Genomic DNA, 22,548 nt, shown 5'->3' with positions numbered 1-22,548 from the left:
AGGAGGAAATAAAGTGAATCTGTTTTATCTCCTTCTAAACTTGAATGAGTTTCCTGCCAATCATCTGATCTACGTCGAACGGCCTTGGACATTAGAATCTAAGGCAATTTCTATCGAAAAGAATTCTAAGCCTGTCTTAAGTCTGAATATCGACAATATTGAGTACCAGTATTTTCTTGAAGTTGCGATGACAAGAAAACTGCTGAACATTTATTCAACAAATAATCTCTGTCTAGCAGACACCTGCCAGCGAATAATTGAATATGCGTTAAAGCAGTAGGACCACAACATATTTATAACTGACTCAAAGTCATAAAATTTGGGCAATCTGCTAGTATCTGTTTATGCTCAAACACAGCCTTGCCAAATTTATTTTGAATGGTATAGCTGGATGAAACCTGATCTTCTTCAAGAACCGTTATATAGGCTTTTACCAAATCTGGCTCTTGACCTTGTAACTGATCAACCTGCATACAACCAAGTTGTCGTACATGGCTTTGGATTTCTGCCGGTAATTGATTATCCGCGAAAGTGGTGAGTTTCATGTAGGTAATAATATTCGGATACTGATTCAGTATATCTCCAGAGATGGGCAGACCACTATTTTCCAGTCGCTGTTGAGTCTGTGCATCCATGTGTACCTGTTTTAGATTATCTCGTGCCTGCTGTTGAAACTTATGCTCCCAATACTTTTCAGTTCCGAAAAATAGTCCGGCAATCACTAAAAGGCCAACAACAACAAATTTTATATTCATATTTTTATCCGTAGGATTTTAACTTAAAGGTTGCGCAGCCTCTTCCGAAACCGATGCAGCAAGTGCAACCATGTCTACTGGGGTATTCTTTTGAGGTGGTGGGATATATTCTTCCCCAGCTTTTAATGCTCTCACTTGTAAAAAACTTGGACAATCCAACAGCTTTTGCTGATGTTGCATCATGTCCGTACCAAATTTATTTTTGACATTCATATGAAAAACTATTTGATCTTCTTCAATCACATTTAAGACGGCAGTTCGAGACTTGTAATCAAAGTTTTGAAACGCCTCTACAGAATTACAGGCTATGTTTTTGACATTCTGTTCACTCTTTACAGAAAGTTTTTTATTTTCATTTTCAAGCCAGCGTGTATAAAAGCGAATATTCGGATACTGATCCAGAATTGTAAGCTCTACCTTTTCTCTTTGAAGTATGGGTTGATACTTCGCTTCTAAATCGGCAAATCTACCTGATTGAAGCTGCTGACGTGTTTGGTCTTCAAGTTGCATCATTTCATATTTGGGATAACCCCAAAATACCCCAAGCCAATCACGGCAATAAGTACCAGCATAATAGGCATATTGATCACCCGTCCTGTTTTTAGTTGTTTTATTCATCAGTATATTTTTCTGAGATATTAGAATACTTTTTGAACGATAGATATATGTTTTTAAGGTTTATTTTTAAAACTTTTACTTTTTAATTACTGCTAAAGAATGATTTTTCCTGATCTAATTTTTAATATTTGTCAATGCTCATGATCGATCTTAAGGGTTGCAAACTCAACTGGAGCTTAACCTTATTTCTCTGAACCCTTAATTCAGAAAGGCATCCCTGTATTTGAGATGATCAAAAACCGAAGAATAGCCGTAAAAGCTACTGTTTTTTTGTATCTAACTCCATATCCAATTTATTTAGAGGTATTTTTCGAGTACACTAAGATCAACTTTTACATGCTTTTTCTTTCGATGTGAGATCGAAGAATCAGCCTTCATGCCTTTGAAAATTCGCGTGGCCAACAACTGTATATGAATCAAAGCATCCATAATATGATGGAACCTACTCCACACATCCGTGTACTGGATGAATGGCAGGAGACGATTCCTGAGGATCTTTACATTCCTCCTTCAGCGTTTGAAATCCTGTTAGAGCATTTCGAAGGCCCGCTCGACTTTTTAATTTACCTGATCCAAAAAAATGGCTTTGACTTGCTGCAAGTCGACATTGCGCCGATTGCTGCCCAATACTTGTCCTATATGGATGCGATGAAGTCACTCAATATTGAGCTGACCGCAGACTATATGGTAATGGCGGCATTATTAGCGGACCTCAAATCCCGCTTACTTCTTCCAAAACCCAAAAGTATTTCTGCGACGGAACAAGATCCGAAACAGGAATTGATCGATCGTCTGGAAAATTATTTACGCATTAAACAGGCCGCAGAACGTCTGAACAAAATGAGTGTGCTTGAACGTGATACGTTTGAGACCAATGTCAGTCTGGGCGAGTTCATTCAACCGAATGAAGGTCATAACGTCAATCTGCTGCGTGATGCCCTGCTGTGTATCTTTAACCGTCCTGAGCCGGTGATTCATCAGGTGCAACAGGAACCGGTGCTACTTGAAGAACGCATTGCCTACATTGAAAGCTGCCTGGAAACTGGTGAAGTGCTTTCTTTTGCAGATTTACTCAAACCAAACCAGGGCCGGATGGGCATGGTCGTCACCTTCATGGCGGTTCTGGAACTGACACGTCAACAAAAAATTCAGATTATTGCTACAGGCGTTGAAGCCCCGCTCGCAATTCAGGGAGCACCTTTATGACCATTGACCATAGCTCAATCCTTACAGCGGAAGATAGTCTGCATGATGTTCTAATGCAGCTGGAAGCGATTATCTTTGCGAGTGATTCAGCGGTGTCTCTGGCACGTCTAAAAGAAGCTTTTCAGGATCGATATACCAAGCAGGAATTACGTCAGTACCTACAGCAACTGTCTATGCTGATGCATGGCCGCTCAATTGAACTGATTGAAACTGCTCAAGGTTTCCGTTTTCAAGTACGTGCGAAGTATCGTAATATTATTGCTCAGACATGGCCCGAGCGACCAGCGCGCTTGTCTCCTTCATTACTTGAAACTTTGGCCGTAATTGCCTATCACCAGCCGGTGACCCGGGCAGATATAGAACAAATTCGTGGTGTCACAAATAACAGTCAGATTTTGCGTTCGCTGTTTGACTGGAACTGGATTAAAGAATCTGGTTTTCGTGAACTCCCTGGAAGACCTGCGTTGTTAGTGACAACGCCACAATTTTTAAATGCGTTTGGCTTAACCAGTTTAGGCCAATTGCCTCCCCTGCAGGATGCCAAGGAAGCTTTTATGGCCCTCGATGCAAATGCACCGAAGTCATAAATAGGTGAACTGTTGATAATTATTTCTAAGGTTATGCTGTCATGAGTGAAAAATTGCAAAAGGTGCTTGCACGTGTTGGTTTGGGTTCTCGCCGTTATATGGAAGAAGTCATTGCCGCTGGTCGTGTAAGTGTGAATGGGCAAGTTGCCCAAGTGGGTGAGCGTATCGAACCAGGTGATGAGCTTCGCATCGATGGTCGTAAGGTACAATTCCAGATTGAGGACGAAATCCGTCGTCGCGTACTGATTTACTATAAGCCTGAAGGCGAAATCTGTTCACGTAACGATCCTGAACAACGTCCGACTGTATTTGATAACCTGCCTGCGATCCAAGGTGATCGTTGGGTGATGGTTGGTCGTCTGGATATTAACTCCACTGGCCTGTTACTTTTCACAAATGACGGTGAACTGGCGAATCGTCTGATGCACCCTTCCAATGAAATCGAACGTGAATATGCAGTTCGTGTCATGGGTGAGGTAACGCCTGAGCTGAAAAATAACATGCTCAAAGGCGTCGTACTGGATGATGGCCCGGCAAAATTCGAATCATTCTCTGAACTGGGCGGTGACGGTATCAACCGCTGGTATCAGGTGGTGGTGAAAGAAGGACGTAACCGTGAAGTACGTCGTATCTTTGAATCCCAAGGTCTGAAAGTCAGCCGTCTGTTACGTACCCGTTATGGCACAGTAATTCTGCCACGCGAACTGCGTACTGGTCGCTGGATTGAACTGGACAAGCAGGATATCGATAACCTGGCAAAAGCTGTTGAGCTTAAACCACGTCAAGGTACTGGTTTGTACGGCATGGCAAAACGCCGTTCTGAGCGTATGCAGGAAAAACCTATGGCAGCACGTCGTGGTGGTTTCCTGCGTCAGCAGCGCCGTGACAGTGATGAACCGGCAGCGAATACTGGCCGTGAACGTCGTGAAGGTGGTTTTGGCCGTCGTGACAATAATCAAGCCGGCTCACAGTTTGGTCGTCGTGAAAACCAGAATGGTACTCAGTTTGTACGCCGTGACAATCGTCCCGAATCAGGTTTTGGCCGACGTGAAGAACGTGATGAAAACACACCACGTCGTCCTTATGGCGTAAACAAAGGCTTTAACAAGTTCTAAGCCTTTGTTAAGATAAAAACCAGGCAGTTGCCTGGTTTTTTTAGCTCTAAAAATAACAATATGAAAAGATCCTTCTACTGTCAAAGCTCATTGCATCCCTTTCTATTCTTGACTTATATTTTAATAGGTTATCTACTTTTTCAATTCAGCTATTATCTGCGAATCACTGATCAGGACTGGAACTTTAAGCTTGCAATACTAAGTCAGTGGTTCTCGGCTATTTTTTATCAACCTGCTCAATATACTGATCACTACATCAGTATTATCACCTTGACCATAATGATGGCTTATTTGGCACTTTATGGAATCAGCAAGTTCAAGAAACTGGAGATAGACGCAGATCAAATTTATTGGTCTTTGGGTCATATGAAAATCGGTCAAATCTTTCCACTGAATGCCTACACTGAAATTCAGTGCATTTTAATTCCACCGCATAACCCCGACATTCATCTATTTAAACTTAAAACTGGTCAGGAAGAATTTGATATTAACATGAGTGAGTTTTCAGCTGAGGATCAACGAACCATCCAAATGTTATTAAAATCCTTGAAAATTCGATGTTAAAAAAATCCCGCTCAACTGGCGGGATTTTTCAAATCTTACATCTGGGACTGAATATAATTTTGCAGACCAATCAGCTCAATTAAACGTAGTTGCTTTTCAAGCCAGTAAGTATGATCTTCTTCTGTATCTGACATTTGCTGACGTAACATGTCACGCGTCACATAGTCACCCTTCTCTTCACACAGTTTCACGCCTGTTGCCAGTTTTTGACGAACTTCATATTCCAGTTTCAGGTCTGCTTTCAGACAGCTCACCACATCTTCACCGATTTCTACATCATCACGGGTCATGTTCGGTGTACCTTCCAGGAACAGAACACGGCGAATAATTGCGTCCGCATGCTGTGCTTCTTCCTGCATTTCATGATCAATGCGTTCAAAGATTTTAGTCAGGCCCCAATCTTCGTACATACGAGAGTGGATCAGGTATTGGTCGCGAGCAGCCAGTTCGCCACCGATCAACATATTCAAATAATCTACGACTTCTGGATTACCACGCATTTTTATAACTCCCTACCTTTATGGACTTATTATGGAGAAAATCTTCTGGATTTGCAAAATAAAATTTACGTAAATATATGATTTTTAAATAATTAAAATGAGAAGTACTTTCATTTACAGTTTTAGTTGAATAAATTCCCATTTATAAAACAATATCTTGCACTCAGTACTCAGCTTAGATGAACAAGATCAAAGTACTTTTATAATGTATTGTTTTTTGTAACTAGATTCAAAATCATTGTGGCCTATATTCATTGAACTGCATGCGTATCAAATCAGAAACGCTGAGTGTATCGGCATCAAGTTATCATATAAGCAAAATTGAGCTTGTTCATTGGTATAAACAAGCCAAATCTTCGTCATGCACCGACAAGCTCACTCATCCTCAGATGAAAATAAGCTTAAGCTGAAGTCCAACGTGCATTTCTCCATGCTTGTTGTTGCTTTGAATCTAAAAAAGTCCAAGCGACAAAACGACTTTCTTTTTGCCCCTGCGTCATTTTAATGATTTTCACATCCCCTGCTCCGCTCTTACGCAACGCATTTAAAAGCACAGGCAATGTGGTTTTCTTAGAAACGAGTGTGCTAAACCAAAGACATTGCTCAGCAAACTGTATGCTCTCTTGTACCATTTGGCAGACAAAGCGTTCTTCACCACCGTCACACCAGAGTTCATTTTTTTGACCACCAAAGTTTAACACCACCTTTGTCCGATCAACCGGCTTGCCGAGTTTTCTTAATTTTTGCGTTGCTGTGGCATCTGCTTTATCTTGCGAGGCATGAAATGGCGGGTTACACATCGTCAAATCAAAACGGTCTGTAGGTTTAATCAGACCTTTGAAAATATTGTTTGAGTTCTTCTGCAATCGAATCTGAATCCCTTTACGTAGATTTGGATTCGCCTCGACAATAAATTGAGCACTTTTAACGGATGCAGAATGAATGTCTGAGCCGACAAATTTCCAACCATAGCTACGATGACCAATGATTGGATAAATACAGTTCGCACCAACCCCAATATCTAAGACTTGAACTGCAGGTCCTGTTGGAATCTGACCTTGATGATTGGCACTCAACAAGTCAGCCAGATAGTGGATATAGTCGGCTCTACCCGGAATAGGCGGACAAAGAAAATCTTGAGGAATATCCCAATATTGAATGCCATAAAAATGTTTCAGCAATGCTTTATTGAGAATTTTCACAGCGTGTGGATCAGAAAAATCGACTGAAAGATCATTATATTTATTTAGGCTAACAAAAGGTGCAAGTTCCGGACAAGTCTTCATTAACTGAGGGAAATCGTAACGACTGCGATGCAGATTTCGTATATGTAATTCCGATTTTTGTTGCGGAAAAGTTTTCTTTGCTTGCGCCATGTGTATGCCAATCATCAACGGGAGAACAGAATCATCTGATGAGACAGGCTCAATACCTGTCAATAGATCGATATTGTACGTGAATTCAGTTCATCATGACGAGCCCGACCCAATCAAGCCATTAAAAAAGACATCCTCGGATGTCTTTTTTAATTCCTGCTTAAGATCGATTAAGCAGGAAGTTGACCATGCTCTTTCATTAAGGTAATAAACTGTTCTTCATTTAATACTGGCACGCCAAGCTTTTCTGCCTTATCCAGCTTCGAACCAGCTTTCTCACCTGCAACCACACATTTGGTTTTACTCGATACACTGCCACTCACACGTGCGCCTAAGGCTTGCAGCAATTGAGTTGCTTCATCACGCCCCATGGAACTTAAAGTTCCAGTTACCACCCAGCTTTCGCCATTCAAAGGCTGACGTGTTGGCGCAATTGGTGCATCCCAGTGAATACCCGCTGCCAATAGACGATCCAGTACTTCCAGATTATGCGGTGCCTGGAAGAAATCCAGAATCCATTCAGCCGTAATATCACCGACATCTGGGGTTTTCTTTAACGCATCAAGATCAGCACGACGTAAAGCATCCAGCGTCTGGAAAGTATTGGCCAGCATACGTGCTGTGGTCTCACCGACACCACGAATACCTAATGCATAAATGAAAGCAGCCAATGTCGTTTTCTTACTGTTCTCGATAGAATCAATCAAGTTCTGAACAGATTTCTCGCCCATTTTTTCAATCTGTAGCAGCTGATCACGATGTTCATGCAGGTGATAGATATCGGCCACATCTTTCAGCAGGTTCAGGTGTAATAGAGATTCTACCCAACGATCGCCCAAGCCTTCGATATCCATCGCCTTACGTGACACAAAGTGACGGATGGTTTCAATACGCTGTGCTGCACAATACAACTCACCTGAACAGCGTGCAAGTGCTTCACCTTCTGGCATCACTACAGGGGAACCACACACCGGACAGTTTTCTGGCAGATGTACTTCAACTGCGTCAACCGGACGGAATTCTGGCCAGACTTTTTCAACTTTAGGAATGACGTCCCCACTACGGTAAACGCTGACCGTATCCCCGATCCGGACATCCAGACGATGAATTTCCCCAATGTTATGCAAGGTCACATTGGAAACTGTTACGCCACCAACTGCGACAGGATTCAAGCGTGCGACAGGGGTCAAAGTCCCGGTACGCCCCACCTGCCAGTCAATATTTTCAACTGTCGTCAGTGCTGCAACCGCAGGAAATTTATAAGCCGTTGCCCAGCGTGGTTCACGACTTAAAAAACCCAATTGCTTTTGCTGTTTCAGGTCATTGACCTTGATCACCATGCCATCAATTTCAACACTGAGATTTGGACGTTCCTCAATGATCTGCTCATAGACTTGCTGTACGTCTTCAATGCTATCGCAGATAAAATGACGCTCACCCACGGCGAAACCGAAGTGCTGTAGCCATTCCAGACTGGCTGACATCGTGGTCTGTCCATGATGCGGCACACACTGCGCAATACCATAGGCATAGAATGCGAGTGGACGTGAAGAAGCAATATTTGGGTCCAGCTGACGTAAACTACCTGCGGCGGCATTGCGTGGATTGGCAAAAGTCTTTTCACCTTTGGCCAGGTTCGCCGCATTCAGCTTTTCAAAACCGGATTTCGGCATCAAGACTTCACCGCGTACTTCCAGCAGGTCAGGCACCTTACAGTGACCTTCACATAATAATTTTGGCAGGTTGCGGATAGTTTTTACATTCTGGGTAATGTCTTCCCCAGTTTCACCATCGCCACGCGTTACACCACGTACCAATACGCCATGTTCATACCACAGGGAAATCGCCAGACCGTCAAATTTCAGCTCGACATCATATTCAATTTTCTGGTTCGGCAAGCGTTCTTCAATACGGCGGGCAAAGGCAAATAAATCTTCTTTATTAAATACATTGCCTAAAGACAGCATCGGTACGGCATGCGTTACAGTCATGAATTTTGCTAAAGGCTGACCACCGACACGGTTAGTCGGTGTATCCGGCTGCACCAATGCTGGATATTGTTCTTCAAGGGCTTTGAGCTGATGAAAAAGCTGATCATATTCACTGTCCTCAATCATCGGCTGATCCATTACATAATAGGCATGATTATGTTTGGCAATCAGTTGAATCAGCTGGCGCATTTGCGCAACGACAGTGGTTTCCTGGGTCATAGTTTCACCATAAAAAAGGGCGGAAAACCCGCCCTGTATATTCTTCAGTTTTGGCTATTATAAAAATCGAAATGTCCGGTTTCAATACAGAAACTTAGACTTCTGCTGGCTGTCCCGCACGGTAATCGATGGCCTGATGACGCCAGAACTCACGCAGCTGCGGTGTAAACTCCTGCTGGTTCTGATCATAGACAATACCGTCTACTTCACGGGCAATCAGACGTGAAATGCTGTCCATGGTGTCAAAAGCATTTTGTACATCGCTGTGCGGCAGTGCCAGGAAGAATGCCAGACCTTTCACTTCTTCAGTTGACAAAGTTTCCAGATCAAAACCTTCCATACCCGTATCCGTGATCTGCAATACCGAGAATAGCAGCTTAGAACCATCTTCGCTGTAGCGATGGAAACAAGCCAGCTCACCATAGCGCAGGCCGTATTTCAGCAGAACTTTTAGCGTTTTTTCACCAGACAATACACGGCCTTGTGGAATGACACTCAGCGAAATAATCATTTCTGCATTCGCCAATGCACACTCATCATCCACGACTTTCTGTTCATGCAGATGCGCATCAAGAATACTGCTTTCATCTTCAAAGTCTGAAATTTCAGCTTTTTCAATATTACTGTTCAGGCTAAATTCAACAGGTTTGACTTCCTCTGTAGCAGCATTTTCGGCCTTAGCTTCCTCAGCAGATGATTCTTTTACTTCAGCTTTTGTAACTTCTACTTCAGCCTCTTGAACGATTGGCGTATCCAGCGGGCTTGCAGATTCTGCTACAGGTTTGGCTGTTTCCGTCAATGTCGGCTCTACTTTTGCTGTTTCTTTTGGTTCTGTTGCAGGTGCTGTGCTTTCAACAGTTTCCGCATTCAGGCTCGGTTCAACACGTTGCGCCTCTGCCTCCTGTGCTGACAGCTGGGCACGTACATGACGCGGAATAACCGGTGTCTGACTGTCCGGATCAATATGTAATTCCGAATCCAATGATGGTGCTGCATCAGCAGGTTTTTTCATGATCATTCGAATGCCCAAGAGCATAATCACGACTGCTACAACAATCCCGAGAATAGTAGTGATTTCCATTTTATGCCTCCGCAGCTAAGCCGTATTCTTTTGCCTGTTCCAAATTCACTGTAACCAGTTTTGATGTGCCCGGTTCAGGCATGGTCACACCCAAGAGGTCTGTTGCCATCATCATTGCAAGCTTATTATGTGTGATGTAAATAAATTGCACTTGTTCTGAAAGCTCTTTGACTAAATTACAAAAACGCCCCACGTTCGCATCGTCCAATGGTGCATCGACTTCATCGAGCACACAGAATGGCGCCGGATTGAGACGGAAAATCGCAAACACCAGAGCCAATGCTGTTAATGCTTTTTCGCCACCAGACAATAAAGCCAATGAACTGTTACGCTTACCCGGTGGTCGTGCCATCAGTTTTACACCTGATTGCCATCCGTCTTCAAGACTTAAGCTCGCTTCACCGCCATTAAATACTTTCGGGAACAGGTTTTGCAATTCGGCATTGACCTGATCAAAAGTATGCATAAACAGCTTGCGCGTTTCCTGATCGATGCTCTTCATGGCTGCCTGCAACTGCTCGACGGTATTTTCCAGATCCTGAATCTGATGGCTCAGCTCATTATAGCGTTTTGAGACCTCTTCATATTCTTCAGATGCTGCAAGATTCACCGCTCCGAGCTTGTCGAACTGCGATTGGGCTTTTTCCAGCTTGGCCTGATGTACTTTGACTTCGATATTCAGACCATTAATGACTTCACTATTCAATTCTTTTAGCTGCTCAGAATAGTGTTGCAGATCAGATTTAGCTGCTTGCCAAGCCAGGCGTTTCTGTTCCAGTGCATTCCGCAGCTTTTCATCCTGCTGCTGGAACTGATGACGCTTTTCAGTGAGCTGCTGTTGTTTATTTTGTACCTGATTCAGTTCGACCTGCCATTCCGACCAGGTTTTTTGCAGTTTCCCTGTCAACTCCACCTGCTCGTTAAACTGGCTTTCCAGATGCGGCAGTTCTAACTGTACCGGATCAATAAATTTCTTGGCCTGTTCAATCTGTTGGAGAATTTGTTGATACTGCTCTTTCAGGAATACTCGGTCTTTTTGTAGCAATTCGACTTGCTGTTTGGACTGAACCGATTGACGACGGGTAATTTCCAGTTCCTGCTGAGCATTGTGGGTTTGCTGCTGGCAATCTTCCAGTTGCGTAGTCAGTTCATCCAGCTGGAATTGCAAGGTCTTATAATTCGGTAAAGCCTGTTCCAGTTTTAGATTTAATGCATGCAGATCAATTTCCAGATCATCTTTTTGCATTGCATCTTCTTCAAGCTGTTCATCCAGCTGCTGGAGCTGGTTCTGCAACTGCTGTTTCTGCACAGCAAAAGCCTGAGCAGTGCTTTGTACTTTGGCAATATTTAAATCCAGCTGTTGCAGCTGCTTCTGTGCCTGTTGCTGCTGGCTGGTGACCTGCTGTAGCTGAATTTGCAGCGCTGTGAGCTGTTCTTTTGCTTCAGCCAGATGCTGTTCAGCTTGGCAGGATTGCTCTTCCAGCTTAGCTAGTTGTAGTTCAATTTCATCCAGACGAATCCGGTGGCTCAGTGCGCCTTGACCTGCCTGACTGGCTTCATCAAACTCTAGTCCAATCACCCAGTCTGGACCGACATGATAAGCATCTAAACTAAGGATGGATTGACCCGACTGCAATTGGTCTTGTAGTTGTAGCGCTTGCTGTAGGGTTTCCACTACGGCGACCTGCTGCCATAAAGAATACTGTGGTTTTTCAATCCAGTCCGCCAGAGATTGGACATTTGCTAGCTGGATTTTAGCAGGCGATTGCTGTGCTTTCAGTTGACGTGCTGTATTTTCCAGAAAATGATCTGAATCCGAAAGTACCTGAGCAGACAGCCATTTTGCCAGGAATTTTTCGATCAGGCTGGCATGGGCTTTGCCCTGCTCATTCAGTTTTAGCACATGCATCAGTTGCACGGTATCCGCTTTAGCTGCCGGATTAGCTTTCGTCAGAAGTTGGGAAAGGTTTTTCTTTTCTGCATTCAATACTTGCAATTCAGATTTCAACTGCATCTGTTGTTGCTGTTGTTCGCTATGTGCCTGTTTAACCTGTTCCATCTGCTGGCTCAGCTCAGCATAATGGCTTTCTAGGCGAATCAGCTGTTGTTCAGTATCAGCTTTCTCCCGCTGATACTGTTCCAGCTCATCTTGCTGTGCTTGATTCTGAATCTGGGCGGACTGTTGCTGCAAGGTTTCTTTCTGCTGCTCGATACGAACGATATTTTTAGCTAGTTGCTCGCTTTGTGCCAGCATCTGCATCTTGCGCTGCTGTTGCTGTTCGACTTGAGTTTTAATCTGAGCAAATTGGGTCGCGACTGAAGCCTGTTGAGATTTCAGTTCCTGCAAACCTTGTTGCTGATCCTGACTTAAACCTTCCTGTTGTTGTAACTGTGTAGTTTGATCTTCTAGTTGCTCTTGTAGGGTATCCAGTTGTAATTCAATCAACTGTAAACGTTCTTTGGTTTGAGCTTTCTGTTGTTCTAGTTGCACCAGACTGGTTGAGTTTTGCTCCAGCAGAGACTGTTTCTGCTTCAGGTTTATTTCCAGTTCAGCCAGCTTTTTCTCAGCCTGTTGCCATTCATTTTGTAATGGGGTGGACTGCTGGATCAAACGCTGGAACAGCTCACTGGTTGTCCCCAGATCGTGCTCAACCGTGGTCAGTTCAGAACGTACTAACTTGAAGCTGTCACCTAGCGTGTTCATCTCAACGGTATATTCTTCCTGCAAGCGCTGGCTTTGCTCGCACTGGAATGACAGGATTTCAACTTTCAGGGTACGGATCTGCCCTTCGAGTTCTTTATATTGAATTGCAGTTTCGGACTGGCGTTTTAAGGTTTTGAGTTGGGACTTGAGTTCGGAAGCAATATCTTCTAAGCGAGACAGATTCTGGGTGGTATGTTCCAGATGCTGCATGGTTTCGCGACGGCGGGCCTGATAGCGCGATACGCCCGCTGCTTCTTCGATATAAACCCGCATTTCTTCAGGCTTGGCATCGACCAGACGGTTAATCATGCCCTGTTCAATAATGGCGTAGGAACGTGGTCCCAGACCGGTACCCAGGAAAATATCAGTGATGTCACGACGGCGGCATTTGGTACCATTCAGGAAATATTCAGACTTGCCATCCCGGTTGACCTGACGGCGTACGGCCAGCTCGTTATAGGCATTATACGCACCGCCAAGTTTTCCGTAGGTATTTTCAAAGCGTAGCTCTACACTCGCCACACCCACTGGCTTACGCTTCGCAGTTCCGGTAAAAATGACGTCCTGCATGCTGCCGCCACGTAACTGGCGCGCACTCGATTCCCCCATCACCCAGCGAATTGCATCAATGACGTTGGACTTGCCACAACCATTGGGCCCCACAACGGCAGTCCGGTTATCTTTAAAGTGTAAAGTTGTACTATCGGCAAAAGATTTGAAGCCTGAAAGTTTTAAACTGCTTAAACGCATAATGTCCTGATTTAACGGCGCGAGCGTCTCGCCCACGCAAGTTCAATTTGTTTCATCCGTGTTAGTGATTCCAACACAAGGTTGCGCAAGTGTCGACAAAAATCTTCCATAAATAAAGTGGCCTGATGTGATTTTCGGCTCAGAATTGCATCAGTTACCAGCTTAAACAGATCAAAAGATTCCTGTAGCTCGCGCTTGGAAATATTCAGGGTTAAAAAGTAACTGCGCCGCAGTGAAGGCAGTAGCTCATGGTAGTAACGCATCAGATAGGGATTGCCAACCATGTCCTGCTGCTGCGCCAAGCCCTGAAAGATCAAATCATAAAACTTTTCGGTGTGACCTTGACGGGTTTCCGCTTCTAATTGTTCTAATAATAGCTGAACACGCTCTGCCTCATGCGGGCGCCAGGTTTCAGCCATACGGTGTACGATCTGACCTAGCAGAAGACAGCACATTTCAAACAGGGCACGAACTTGCAGTGCAGACATTTCCGAGACAATGGCACCGCGGCGCGGGTAGATTTCGATGAGCTGGGTGCGTTCCAGCAATAATAATGCTTCGCGTACAGAACCACGACTGACATCAAGTTCTGATGCAATTCTCAGTTCCTGGATCCGCTCACCTTCCACAAGCTCACCACGAATAATCTGTTCACTGATATGCCTGGCGATCTGCTCAGACAAGCTGTTTGCTTTTTCCTCGTGCATGGCCATCCTGTCTTTATTTTTATTGATGCAGTTCTTGTCATGCTGAATGACTTTTCATTTATTTAACCTATTTTATTAAAGGAATGCTTTGACATTGTCAGACAATATTCTGTCTATGCAGCCAACCAGCCTCTATATAAACCAGTTTAGCGGTTGTTTATTCTGTTTTTATTCTCTTTATCAGCATAAACATATTGATCAAATAGAAAAAGAGAGTACTTAAACTCTCTTTTCTGAAATCTGCATTAAAGAAATTACCTTACAGAAAGGCACTGACACCCTGATAAATAAAATAGCTACCGACAACGCTTAATAAGGCCGCAAAACATTTCTTCAACATGACCGGTGACAATAGATGTGCCACTTTTGCCCCCACTTTGGCAGTAAAAAAACTCATGATACTGATGCCGATAAAAGCATATATATGAATATAGCCAATGGTATTCGGTACCGTAACATCCGACTGCTTACCAAACCACATAAATCCGAGTGCGCCAGCAATCGCTATGGGGAGTCCACATGCAGCTGAAGTCGCTACGGCTTTTTGCATCACTACGCCACAACGGTTTAAAAATGGCACTGTCAGACTGCCGCCGCCAATTCCAAAGATTGCAGAGGCAATACCAATTCCAGCCCCAGTCGCCATTTGTTTTGGCGTAGAAGGTAGTGTGCTTGCTGGATCAATCTTGACATTGGCACGGCTAAACATTCGTAAAGCTACCCATACTGCAAAGAAACCGATCAGAAGCTGCAGGCCTTGACCCGGTAAATAGTCTGCAATGCCTGCACCGAGGAAAGACCCAATCACCAAACCAGGTGCCAGATTGCGGAAAACGGGCCAAAGTACTGCACCTTTGAGATGATGTGCCATGACCGAACTGATTGAGGTCACAATAATCGTCGCCAAAGAGGTTCCCACTGCCATGTGCATGATGACACTTGGATCGTACTGGAGCTGGGTAAATACAATGTACAGAATCGGCACAACAATCAGGCCACCACCCACTCCAAACAGGCCTGCGGTGAAACCAGCAATTGCACCAATCAACAAATATATGATTAACTCCATAACGACATTTACCACGTTTAAATTCAGATGGATATAGAAACTCGCGAACTGCAACAACTGCTTAAAGATGCAGGACAACTGCCTGAAGTCCTGTTGCTGAAACCCGTCACCACTTCGACCAATGATGATGTCCGGGATCTCGCTCAAAAAGGCATTCGACAGGTATTGGTCAGCAGTCGTGCCCAAACTCAGGGCCGAGGCCAGCGTCAACGCCAATGGATTTCTCCGGAAGGCAATATCTATTTAAGCACATTGCTGAATACAGAGATACCGATTGATGGTCGTCTCGCGCTTGAAGTTGCACTCAATATTCTGCAAATGCCTGGCTTGCAAAAGCTTGATCTGCAAGTGAAATGGCCAAATGATTTATATAGTCAGAATGCCAAATGGGGCGGCATTCTGGTAGAGCCGATCTCTACCCATCAGGCAGTGGTCGGTGTGGGAATTAACCTGGCCCCGATTGAAGCAGAACAATTGGATCAGCCGATCACTTCCCTTTCTGAACTGGGCCTGGCTACAGTGATACGCAACCAGCTGATTGCTGAACTCTATCAGGCCATTCAACAGGCGGGTCAATGGTTTAATCATGGCAGCCACAATCTGGCGGCCCGCTTTAATCATTATGCCGCTTTTATTCAGCAACAGGTGGAATTTACTGACCTACAAGGACAATATGCCGGTATCTTTGCCGGTATTCAGGAAGATGGCGCGGTGCAGATTGAGACTGAATCTGGTATTCAGACCTTTTATCAAGGGCAATTACGTTTAAAGACTGGTAGCTAAGGCAAGATCAATGAAAAAATTATGGCTGGATATTGGCAATACACGTCTTAAATACTGGATCACGGAACAAGATCGTATCATTGAACATGCGGCTGAAATGCATCTACAGTCTCCAGCGGATTTACTGCTGGGTCTGATTCAGCATTTTATGGGATCAGGCTTGCATCAGGTGGGAATCTCTTCTGTACTAGATAAGCAAAATAATGAACGTATCCTGAAAATTCTAAAACGCCTGAATATTCCAGTGATCTTTGCCAAAGTTCATGCTGAATATGCAGGCCTGATCTGTGGTTATGATGATCCGGCTCAACTCGGAATTGACCGTTGGTTACAGGTGTTGGCAGTTGCAACATCGAATACACAAAACTATTGCGTCATTAGCTGTGGTACCGCTCTCACCATTGACTTGGCTCAAGGGCAAAAACATCTGGGGGGTTTTATCCTGCCAAACTTACATCTACAGCGAGATGCCCTGATTCAGAATACCAAAGGCATTAAAATTCCAGATGCTGCGTTTGAAGAGCTGAGCCCGGGACGCAATACCATTGATGCCGTACATCACGGTATTCTGCTCGGTCTACTCAGCACCATTGAAAAGGTATTAAGTGACTTCCCTGCCCAGCTGATTCTTACAGGTGGTGATGCGCCACTGTTTGCACAGCATTTACAATCCTTCCAGCCCGTGATTGAACCCGACCTGTTACTTAAAGGCCTGCAGCATTTTGCAGCTCATTTAGACCATACAGCCGGTGGATAACTTCCAGTAGCTGTGGGAAATCCGCATAACCATCAGTTTTTTCAAAATGTCCGGCCTGCAAGACTTCAAAAATCTGAGTATTGAGAAGTCGATGGGCCAGACTTAAAGACATGGCAGTGGGTACATGTGGATCATTGTTAGAAATGTACATAACCCCGTATTTATAGCTTTTAGAAAGTGTTTTGAAATCCAGTTTTACACTGCGCACTAGATCATTCAGTTCTGACCACATCACCAGCGGCTGATCAAAACCTGCCACCATCACTACCCCACGAATAGCTTTACGGTGAGTCAGATAGTGCTGTTCTACGAATTTCAGCACACTCAGGCAGCTCAACCCGTGTGCTACCAGAATGGTATCGGCATCCATTTGCGGGATCTGCACTGCCAGACTTTGTTGCCAATCTTGCATTTTCGGTTCTAATGGATTGGCTAACATGATGCGCTTAGCATCAATACCAAGTTTCTTGACCTGTCGACTTAACCACGGATACCAATGGTCATTAGAGGTCGACTGATAGTCATGAATGATATAAACGTTTCCTGATTTATTTGTCATAGCTGTATACTTATACTAATTGTTAAAATAATGATGCTACCGGCTCATTGTTTTAACATGTTTTACAAAGCTTTCAAGCAAATTTCCAGACCACTAGCACCCATTTTGTAAAGTTTAATCTTTCAGCCTCGAAACGCTTATTGGCGTATAAGATTTGGTTCAATACTTTGCCAGACTTCAGGCAGTTCAGTGCAGCCTTGCGAGTCAATAAAATGACCAAAATGCTGAGCCTTAATCACTTGTGCATCCAGACTTTCTGCCTGCTCCAGACTAAATTTTGGTGCTACCCGATCATCACCTTCAGAGTAGATGACCACTCGTTCCTGAATCTGCTGCTTCAATAAATCAAAGTCAATTTGGGCAGCATCAATAAATGGATTAACCTCTTCCAGACGTCCGAGTCGACCATTAAAACCAGCGATGAGTACGAGTTGCTTGATCTTCTGTTGTTTCAATTTATGAGATAAATAATGCAAAGCTGCAATAGTTCCTAAGCTGTGAGCGATAAAGATACTGTTCTCATCGACGCTTTCTATCTGCTCCTGCATCTGCTTTTGCCAGGTTTCCAGCCGAGGTGTGGTAGAGGGATCAAGTCGTAAAACTTTTAGGCTTACATGTTCTTCCTTAGCTTTTTGCTGAATCCAGGGATACCAGTTTTCATCTGGACCAGCCGTATAGCCGTGTACCACAATCACTTGCGTCATTTTATTACTCCTGTATTTGCATTTTTTAAAGAGTCTGCCTCAGCTAACGACAGGATTGGGTAAGTAAATGTATGCTTTGATTAAACTGTATATCTTAAAAAGCAAAAAAGGCGCATGAAGCACCTTTTTTTAAACAAAGAACTTATTTCTTGTCGTTGCCGCCGAACAGTGGACCCATGCCACCACCGCCGCCAAACTGTTTCTGCAAGCCGCCGAGTGACTTCATCATTTTTGCCATACCTGATGGATTGGCAAATTTCTTCATCATTTTCGCCATCTGGGCATGCTGCTTGATCAGTTTATTCACTTCAGCAACATCCATACCACAGCCTGCTGCAATACGCTTCTTACGGCTTGGGTTCATCAAGTCAGGGTTACGACGCTCTTTAACAGTCATAGACTGGATGATCGCTTCCATTTTCTTGATTTGTTTTTCAGGGTTGGCTTGAGCAATTGCATCCTGAAGGCCAGCACTGCTCATTCCTGGAAGTTTATCCAGAAAGCCCATCATGCCACCCATCTTGTTCATTTGCTCAAACTGCATCAGCATATCTTCAAAGTTGAAGCTGCCGCCTTTTTGCAGTTTTTTCGCCATTTTCTCGGCTTTTTCTTTGTCGATTTTGCGTTCAACTTCTTCGACCAGAGAAAGCACGTCACCCATACCAAGAATACGCTGTGCCACACGTTCCGGATGGAATGGCTCAAGCGCATCCAGCTTTTCACCCATCCCCAGGAACTTGATTGGCTTGCCGGTAATGGCACGAACAGAAAGTGCTGCACCACCCCGAGCATCACCATCAGTCTTGGTCAGGATTACACCAGTCAAAGGTAGAGCATCGTTGAAGGCTTTTGCAGTATTTGCCGCATCCTGACCAGTCATGGCATCGACCACGAACAGGGTTTCAGTTGGGCTAATCGCAGCGTGCAACTCTTTGATCTCATCCATCATGTCATCATCGACATGCAGACGGCCTGCGGTATCGACAATCAGGACATCAGCAAACTGGATTTTTGCTTGTTCGATGGCACGGTTGGCAATATCAATTGGACGTTCATTGGCATTCGATTCAAGGAAAATCGCACCTACTTCACCCGCAACCGTTTGTAGCTGCTTGATCGCTGCTGGACGGTATACGTCGGCAGACACCATCGCGACTTTTTTCTTTTGACGTTCTTGTAAGAAACGTGCAAGTTTTGCAGCAGTCGTGGTTTTACCCGCACCCTGCAAACCAGCAAGTAGCACAACCACAGGTGGTTTTGCTGCCAGGTCGAGGCTCTCGTTCGCCGCACCCATCATCTTGGTTAATTCGTCATAGACAATCTTGACGAAGGCCTGGCCTGGAGATAACTGAGTCATCACTTCCTGGCCCAATGCTTCTTCCTTAACTTTCGCGATAAATTCACGAGTTACAGGTAACGCAACGTCGGCTTCAAGAAGTGCCATACGTACTTCACGTAACGTATCTTTAATATTGTCTTCGGTTAGCTGCCCTGAGCCAGTAACATTTCTTAAACTCTGCGTGAGTCGTTCTGTTAAGGTATCAAACATTGCAAAATCCGCTTAAAATAGCCGTGAGCAAAAAATTGTTTCTTAAAATAGAAAATTTATGCATAGAATGCTATAGGATACTGTAGTTCGCATCGAATTTATATAAATGAATATTCATCACCCTTAAAAAGGTTAGACATGGTTAGCCTCCCTCTGGTTTATACAATTTTGGCATTAGTCGCCTATACCGCATCTTTCTGGTATTTGTTTGTTCATTTAATGTCGAAACGTATTCCAAATCAGTGGTTTGTTGGTATCACGGCCGCTCTTGGTCTGGTATTACATGGCATGGTTCTTTATGGTGACATGCACACCCCGATGGGGATAAATTATGATGTTTTTGTTCTGGTTTCGTTTACTTCCGGACTGATGCTTTTACTGAGTCTGGCTTATAGTACCTATCGCCCTATTTTGCCATTGAATCTGATTGGTATTCCGGTTGCAGCGACTGGCCTGATTTTAGGCTTTGCTTTTACCCCACAAGCCAAAATCATTGTGCAGAACTCGCTTGGTCTTGATATTCATATTATCCTGTCATTATCTGCCTATGCAGTGCTGCTGATGGCCACCATTCAGGCGGTGATTCTGCGTTTTCAGGACCGTGAACTCAAGAAAAAACAGAAACGCCGGGTCTGGGTCAATTTGTTACCATCGTATCAGGATATGGAATCATTGCTGTTTGATATGCTGATGACCGGTTTTGTCCTACTGACTATTGCCTTAGGTTTCGGCTTCTTTACCATTGATGATTTCTTCGCCCAACACCTCGCACATAAAACAGCATTTAGTATTATTTCCTGGCTGGTCTATGGCGCTTTACTGATTGGTCACTGGAAATTTGGCTGGCGTGGACAAAAAGCGGTTCGTTTTACTTTAATCGGTTTTGGTTTGCTGGCTGTAGGTTTTATCGGTTCCAAGTTTGTGCTGGAAATGTTGTTGAATAAGTAAGTTTAAGATTTTTTTAAAATTAATATTTTCATAAGCCCAACTACTGGGCTTTTTATTTGCCAAAACTTAATCTGGATTTACTCTGCCTACCCGTACCGACAGGGGCCAGCGGATGACTCTGGGCAATTCCGGATCTTCCCATTCGGATAACATGGTATCTGCCAGTATATTGAGTGGGTTATGTCCCAAAGCTTTAGTGGCTACTTTAACAGCTGACCAGGTACTCATATAACCAATCAGCTAGTAAAAGTTCCATTCAACTTGCAGCACAGGGGACGAAATTGAAATTTCTTGGAATGGAAATGCCAGATTTTGATAACCTTCATCTACATGATGACGTTCTGGTGGCCAGTATGATGCAAGTGTCACTTCATAAAAATGCCTGAAATAATGATTCAAATGCTCCTCATCAACATTAAAAACACCATAAGTAATCAAAGCCAGAATGGCATTTGGTTTCGCAATACGTTGGACTTATGCATAAAACTTGTCCAGGTCCAGCCAATGTGCAGCTTGCGCTACCGAAATCAGATCAACACTCTGATCAACCAGAGGAATATTTTCTGCTGCAGCTTGAAGATACTGTATTTTTGGATGAGACTTGGCTTGGGCAAGCTGTTCAGCACTGCCATCAATTGCAATCACTTGATCGAAGTAATTTGCCAAGACCTCTGAAAACTGCCCTGAACCACAATCAACGTCTAGAGCCAGTTGTATATCAGGTGACAGCTCTGACAATATCTTGCCCAACATGTCTGGATAATGTGGACGAAATAAAGCGTAGTCTTGTGACTGCTGGGAGAAATAATCCTTGAAATGAGGCTGTTCCATACTGCCATCCTGAAGATTTATTATTCTTTTCAATATAGCCATCAATATGTAAAACTCTATTATTTTATTGTGCTGAAGACAGTCGTTCTATCGATATGTACTAAATCCATTCTCACGCTCCCTCCCTTTATAAGCATGAAATTTAAACTGCCTGGACATTCAGGCGAAAAAGCCGTATAACACCGTTTTTCAAATTCACAGGTGAACACGTTGAAACTTGTTCTTGCACCCATGGAAGGCTTAACGGACCCGATTATGCGCGATGTACTGACATCCGTCGGAAGCTTTGACTGGTGTGTGACCGAGTTTATTCGTGTCACAGATTCGCTGCTGCCGGACCATGTTTACTATAATTATTGCCCTGAACTCCTAAATGAAGGTAAAACTGCAGCCGGTACACCGGTACATGTACAGTTCTTGGGGAATAATCCGGAAATGCTGGCAGCCAACGCAGTCAAAGTTGCTGCTATGGGGGCACCCGCAATTGATATGAATTTTGGCTGTCCGGCTAAAACCGTCAACCGTCATCGTGGCGGTTCAGTGCTGCTGGATGAGCCAGAAGTCGTGTATGAGCTGGTGAAAGCAGTGCGTGATGCGGTTCCTGCACATATTCCGGTATCTGCAAAAATGCGGCTTGGCTATATGGACCGTAACTTTATGCTGGAAAATGCCCATGCCATTGAAGATGCTGGTGCTGCCTGGGTAACAGTGCATGCACGGACTAAAGCGGATGGCTATACCCCCCCTGCATTCTGGGACCAGCTGCAACCGATTCGTGAAGCTTTAAAGATTAATGTCATTGCTAATGGTGAAATCTGGACAAATGCGGATGCCAAGCAATGTCAGCTGGAATCTGGATGTGAAGATCTGATGATTGGACGCGGTGCAGTAACGACGCCTGATTTGACTCAATGTATCCGTAAAAATAGTGATGATCCACTCATTAGCTGGAACGAACTGCTTGGTCTGCAAATTCGTTTTCTGAATGGTTCCTATAAAAAAGAAATGAATATGGTCGGTCGTTATAAGCAGTGGCTCGGCATGATGTCCAAGCATTATCCTGAAGCGAAGTCGCTGTGGGATGAAGTAAAACGGGTAAAACCGCTGGAAGAAATTACTGAAAAGCTCAAAGCTGCTCAGCATTCAGCTAAAAATCCCTGAACTTTTCAGGGATT

At 44.1% G+C, this 22,548-nt stretch carries 21 protein-coding genes and 1 pseudogene; 9 read left to right on the top strand and 13 right to left on the bottom strand.

Annotated features, from left to right (window positions below; translation table 11 throughout):
- Window positions 1-13: 13 nt before the first annotated feature.
- Window positions 14-280 carry a hypothetical protein gene (locus ACTJIX_RS12040; protein WP_004893290.1) on the top strand — a complete coding sequence of 89 codons (267 nt, stop codon included), beginning with the start codon at window positions 14-16 and terminating at the stop codon, window positions 278-280.
- A gap of 13 nt (window positions 281-293) precedes the next feature.
- Here the strand turns inward: ACTJIX_RS12040 and ACTJIX_RS12035 are convergent, their stop codons facing one another.
- Together ACTJIX_RS12035 and ACTJIX_RS12030 are read right to left on the bottom strand one after the other, a co-directional pair.
- Entirely contained in the window at window positions 294-755 is a 462-nt protein-coding gene (locus ACTJIX_RS12035) for a hypothetical protein (RefSeq protein WP_004893289.1), read from the bottom strand.
- 18 nt (window positions 756-773) lie between these two features.
- Window positions 774-1,373 (bottom strand): hypothetical protein, encoded by a 600-nt coding sequence (locus ACTJIX_RS12030; protein ID WP_004893288.1) that lies wholly within the window; start codon window positions 1,371-1,373, stop codon window positions 774-776.
- A gap of 411 nt (window positions 1,374-1,784) precedes the next feature.
- Between ACTJIX_RS12030 and ACTJIX_RS12025 the strand changes: the two genes are divergently transcribed.
- The 4 genes from ACTJIX_RS12025 (at window position 1,785) to ACTJIX_RS12010 (ending at window position 4,845) form a co-directional block, all read left to right on the top strand.
- Window positions 1,785-2,579 carry a segregation and condensation protein A gene (locus ACTJIX_RS12025; RefSeq protein ID WP_026056761.1) on the top strand — a complete coding sequence of 265 codons (795 nt, stop codon included), beginning with the start codon at window positions 1,785-1,787 and terminating at the stop codon, window positions 2,577-2,579.
- Complete coding sequence (gene scpB / locus ACTJIX_RS12020) at window positions 2,576-3,166, top strand: SMC-Scp complex subunit ScpB (protein WP_004811206.1); 591 nt, start codon at window positions 2,576-2,578, stop codon at window positions 3,164-3,166. Before ACTJIX_RS12025 ends, scpB begins: the two co-directional genes overlap by 4 nt.
- A 41-nt stretch (window positions 3,167-3,207) precedes the next feature.
- A complete protein-coding gene (gene rluB / locus ACTJIX_RS12015; protein WP_004811208.1) occupies window positions 3,208-4,281 on the top strand; it encodes a 23S rRNA pseudouridine(2605) synthase RluB in 1,074 nt (357 codons plus the stop codon).
- Between the two features lie 282 nt (window positions 4,282-4,563).
- On the top strand, window positions 4,564-4,845 hold the full coding sequence (locus ACTJIX_RS12010; RefSeq protein ID WP_228138531.1) for a hypothetical protein: 282 nt from the start codon (window positions 4,564-4,566) through the stop codon (window positions 4,843-4,845).
- A gap of 35 nt (window positions 4,846-4,880) precedes the next feature.
- Here ACTJIX_RS12010 and ftn read toward each other — a convergent pair whose 3' ends face one another.
- From ftn to ACTJIX_RS11975, 7 genes are all read right to left on the bottom strand, one after another.
- Window positions 4,881-5,345, bottom strand: coding sequence for a heteropolymeric bacterioferritin subunit Ftn (gene ftn, locus ACTJIX_RS12005; protein WP_004811213.1), 465 nt, complete (start codon window positions 5,343-5,345; stop codon window positions 4,881-4,883).
- 401 nt (window positions 5,346-5,746) lie between these two features.
- Window positions 5,747-6,721 carry a 23S rRNA (adenine(1618)-N(6))-methyltransferase RlmF gene (rlmF, locus tag ACTJIX_RS12000; RefSeq protein ID WP_004811216.1) on the bottom strand — a complete coding sequence of 325 codons (975 nt, stop codon included), beginning with the start codon at window positions 6,719-6,721 and terminating at the stop codon, window positions 5,747-5,749.
- Window positions 6,722-6,891: 170 nt separating this feature from the next.
- Window positions 6,892-8,931: an NAD-dependent DNA ligase LigA gene (gene ligA / locus ACTJIX_RS11995; protein WP_004811218.1), complete on the bottom strand. Its 2,040-nt coding sequence runs from the start codon at window positions 8,929-8,931 to the stop codon at window positions 6,892-6,894.
- 94 nt (window positions 8,932-9,025) lie between these two features.
- Complete coding sequence (locus tag ACTJIX_RS11990) at window positions 9,026-10,012, bottom strand: cell division protein ZipA C-terminal FtsZ-binding domain-containing protein (RefSeq protein WP_004811220.1); 987 nt, start codon at window positions 10,010-10,012, stop codon at window positions 9,026-9,028.
- A gap of 1 nt (window position 10,013) precedes the next feature.
- On the bottom strand, window positions 10,014-13,466 hold the full coding sequence (gene smc, locus ACTJIX_RS11985; RefSeq protein ID WP_004811222.1) for a chromosome segregation protein SMC: 3,453 nt from the start codon (window positions 13,464-13,466) through the stop codon (window positions 10,014-10,016).
- 11 nt (window positions 13,467-13,477) lie between these two features.
- On the bottom strand, window positions 13,478-14,173 hold the full coding sequence (locus ACTJIX_RS11980) for a GntR family transcriptional regulator (RefSeq protein ID WP_004811224.1): 696 nt from the start codon (window positions 14,171-14,173) through the stop codon (window positions 13,478-13,480).
- A 259-nt stretch (window positions 14,174-14,432) separates the two neighbouring features.
- Window positions 14,433-15,242 (bottom strand): sulfite exporter TauE/SafE family protein, encoded by an 810-nt coding sequence (locus ACTJIX_RS11975; RefSeq protein WP_004893282.1) that lies wholly within the window; start codon window positions 15,240-15,242, stop codon window positions 14,433-14,435.
- A 27-nt stretch (window positions 15,243-15,269) separates the two neighbouring features.
- Between ACTJIX_RS11975 and ACTJIX_RS11970 the strand changes: the two genes are divergently transcribed.
- Together ACTJIX_RS11970 and ACTJIX_RS11965 are read left to right on the top strand one after the other, a co-directional pair.
- The gene (locus ACTJIX_RS11970) at window positions 15,270-16,025 is read left to right on the top strand and encodes a biotin--[acetyl-CoA-carboxylase] ligase (RefSeq protein ID WP_004893281.1); all 756 of its coding nucleotides are present in this window, start codon (window positions 15,270-15,272) and stop codon (window positions 16,023-16,025) included.
- Window positions 16,026-16,035: 10 nt separating this feature from the next.
- Entirely contained in the window at window positions 16,036-16,782 is a 747-nt protein-coding gene (locus ACTJIX_RS11965) for a type III pantothenate kinase (RefSeq protein ID WP_004893280.1), read from the top strand.
- On the opposite strand, the gene ACTJIX_RS11960 is transcribed toward ACTJIX_RS11965, so the two are convergent.
- From ACTJIX_RS11960 to ffh, 3 genes are all read right to left on the bottom strand, one after another.
- On the bottom strand, window positions 16,730-17,341 hold the full coding sequence (locus ACTJIX_RS11960; RefSeq protein ID WP_004893279.1) for an RBBP9/YdeN family alpha/beta hydrolase: 612 nt from the start codon (window positions 17,339-17,341) through the stop codon (window positions 16,730-16,732). The two genes, ACTJIX_RS11965 and ACTJIX_RS11960, sit on opposite strands and share 53 nt — an antisense overlap.
- 137 nt (window positions 17,342-17,478) lie before the next feature.
- A complete protein-coding gene (locus ACTJIX_RS11955) occupies window positions 17,479-18,045 on the bottom strand; it encodes an RBBP9/YdeN family alpha/beta hydrolase (RefSeq protein WP_004893278.1) in 567 nt (188 codons plus the stop codon).
- A 142-nt stretch (window positions 18,046-18,187) separates the two neighbouring features.
- Entirely contained in the window at window positions 18,188-19,594 is a 1,407-nt protein-coding gene (gene ffh, locus ACTJIX_RS11950) for a signal recognition particle protein (RefSeq protein ID WP_004893277.1), read from the bottom strand.
- 138 nt (window positions 19,595-19,732) lie between these two features.
- Here ffh and ACTJIX_RS11945 point away from each other — a divergent pair, with 138 nt between their 5' ends.
- The gene (locus ACTJIX_RS11945) at window positions 19,733-20,542 is read left to right on the top strand and encodes a cytochrome C assembly family protein (RefSeq protein ID WP_004893275.1); all 810 of its coding nucleotides are present in this window, start codon (window positions 19,733-19,735) and stop codon (window positions 20,540-20,542) included.
- A gap of 66 nt (window positions 20,543-20,608) precedes the next feature.
- Here the strand turns inward: ACTJIX_RS11945 and ACTJIX_RS11940 are convergent.
- Window positions 20,609-21,373 (bottom strand): annotated as a pseudogene (locus tag ACTJIX_RS11940) (class I SAM-dependent methyltransferase).
- Window positions 21,374-21,583: 210 nt separating this feature from the next.
- Here ACTJIX_RS11940 and ACTJIX_RS11935 point away from each other — a divergent pair.
- Window positions 21,584-22,534, top strand: coding sequence for a tRNA dihydrouridine synthase (locus tag ACTJIX_RS11935; protein WP_004893272.1), 951 nt, complete (start codon window positions 21,584-21,586; stop codon window positions 22,532-22,534).
- Window positions 22,535-22,548 lie beyond the last annotated feature (14 nt).

The organism is Acinetobacter sp. 22323, from assembly GCF_052044895.1.
GTDB lineage: Bacteria > Pseudomonadota > Gammaproteobacteria > Pseudomonadales > Moraxellaceae > Acinetobacter > Acinetobacter schindleri.
The sequence above is the reverse complement of the archived record's forward strand: the minus strand, read 5'-3'. Positions and strand labels throughout refer to the sequence as shown.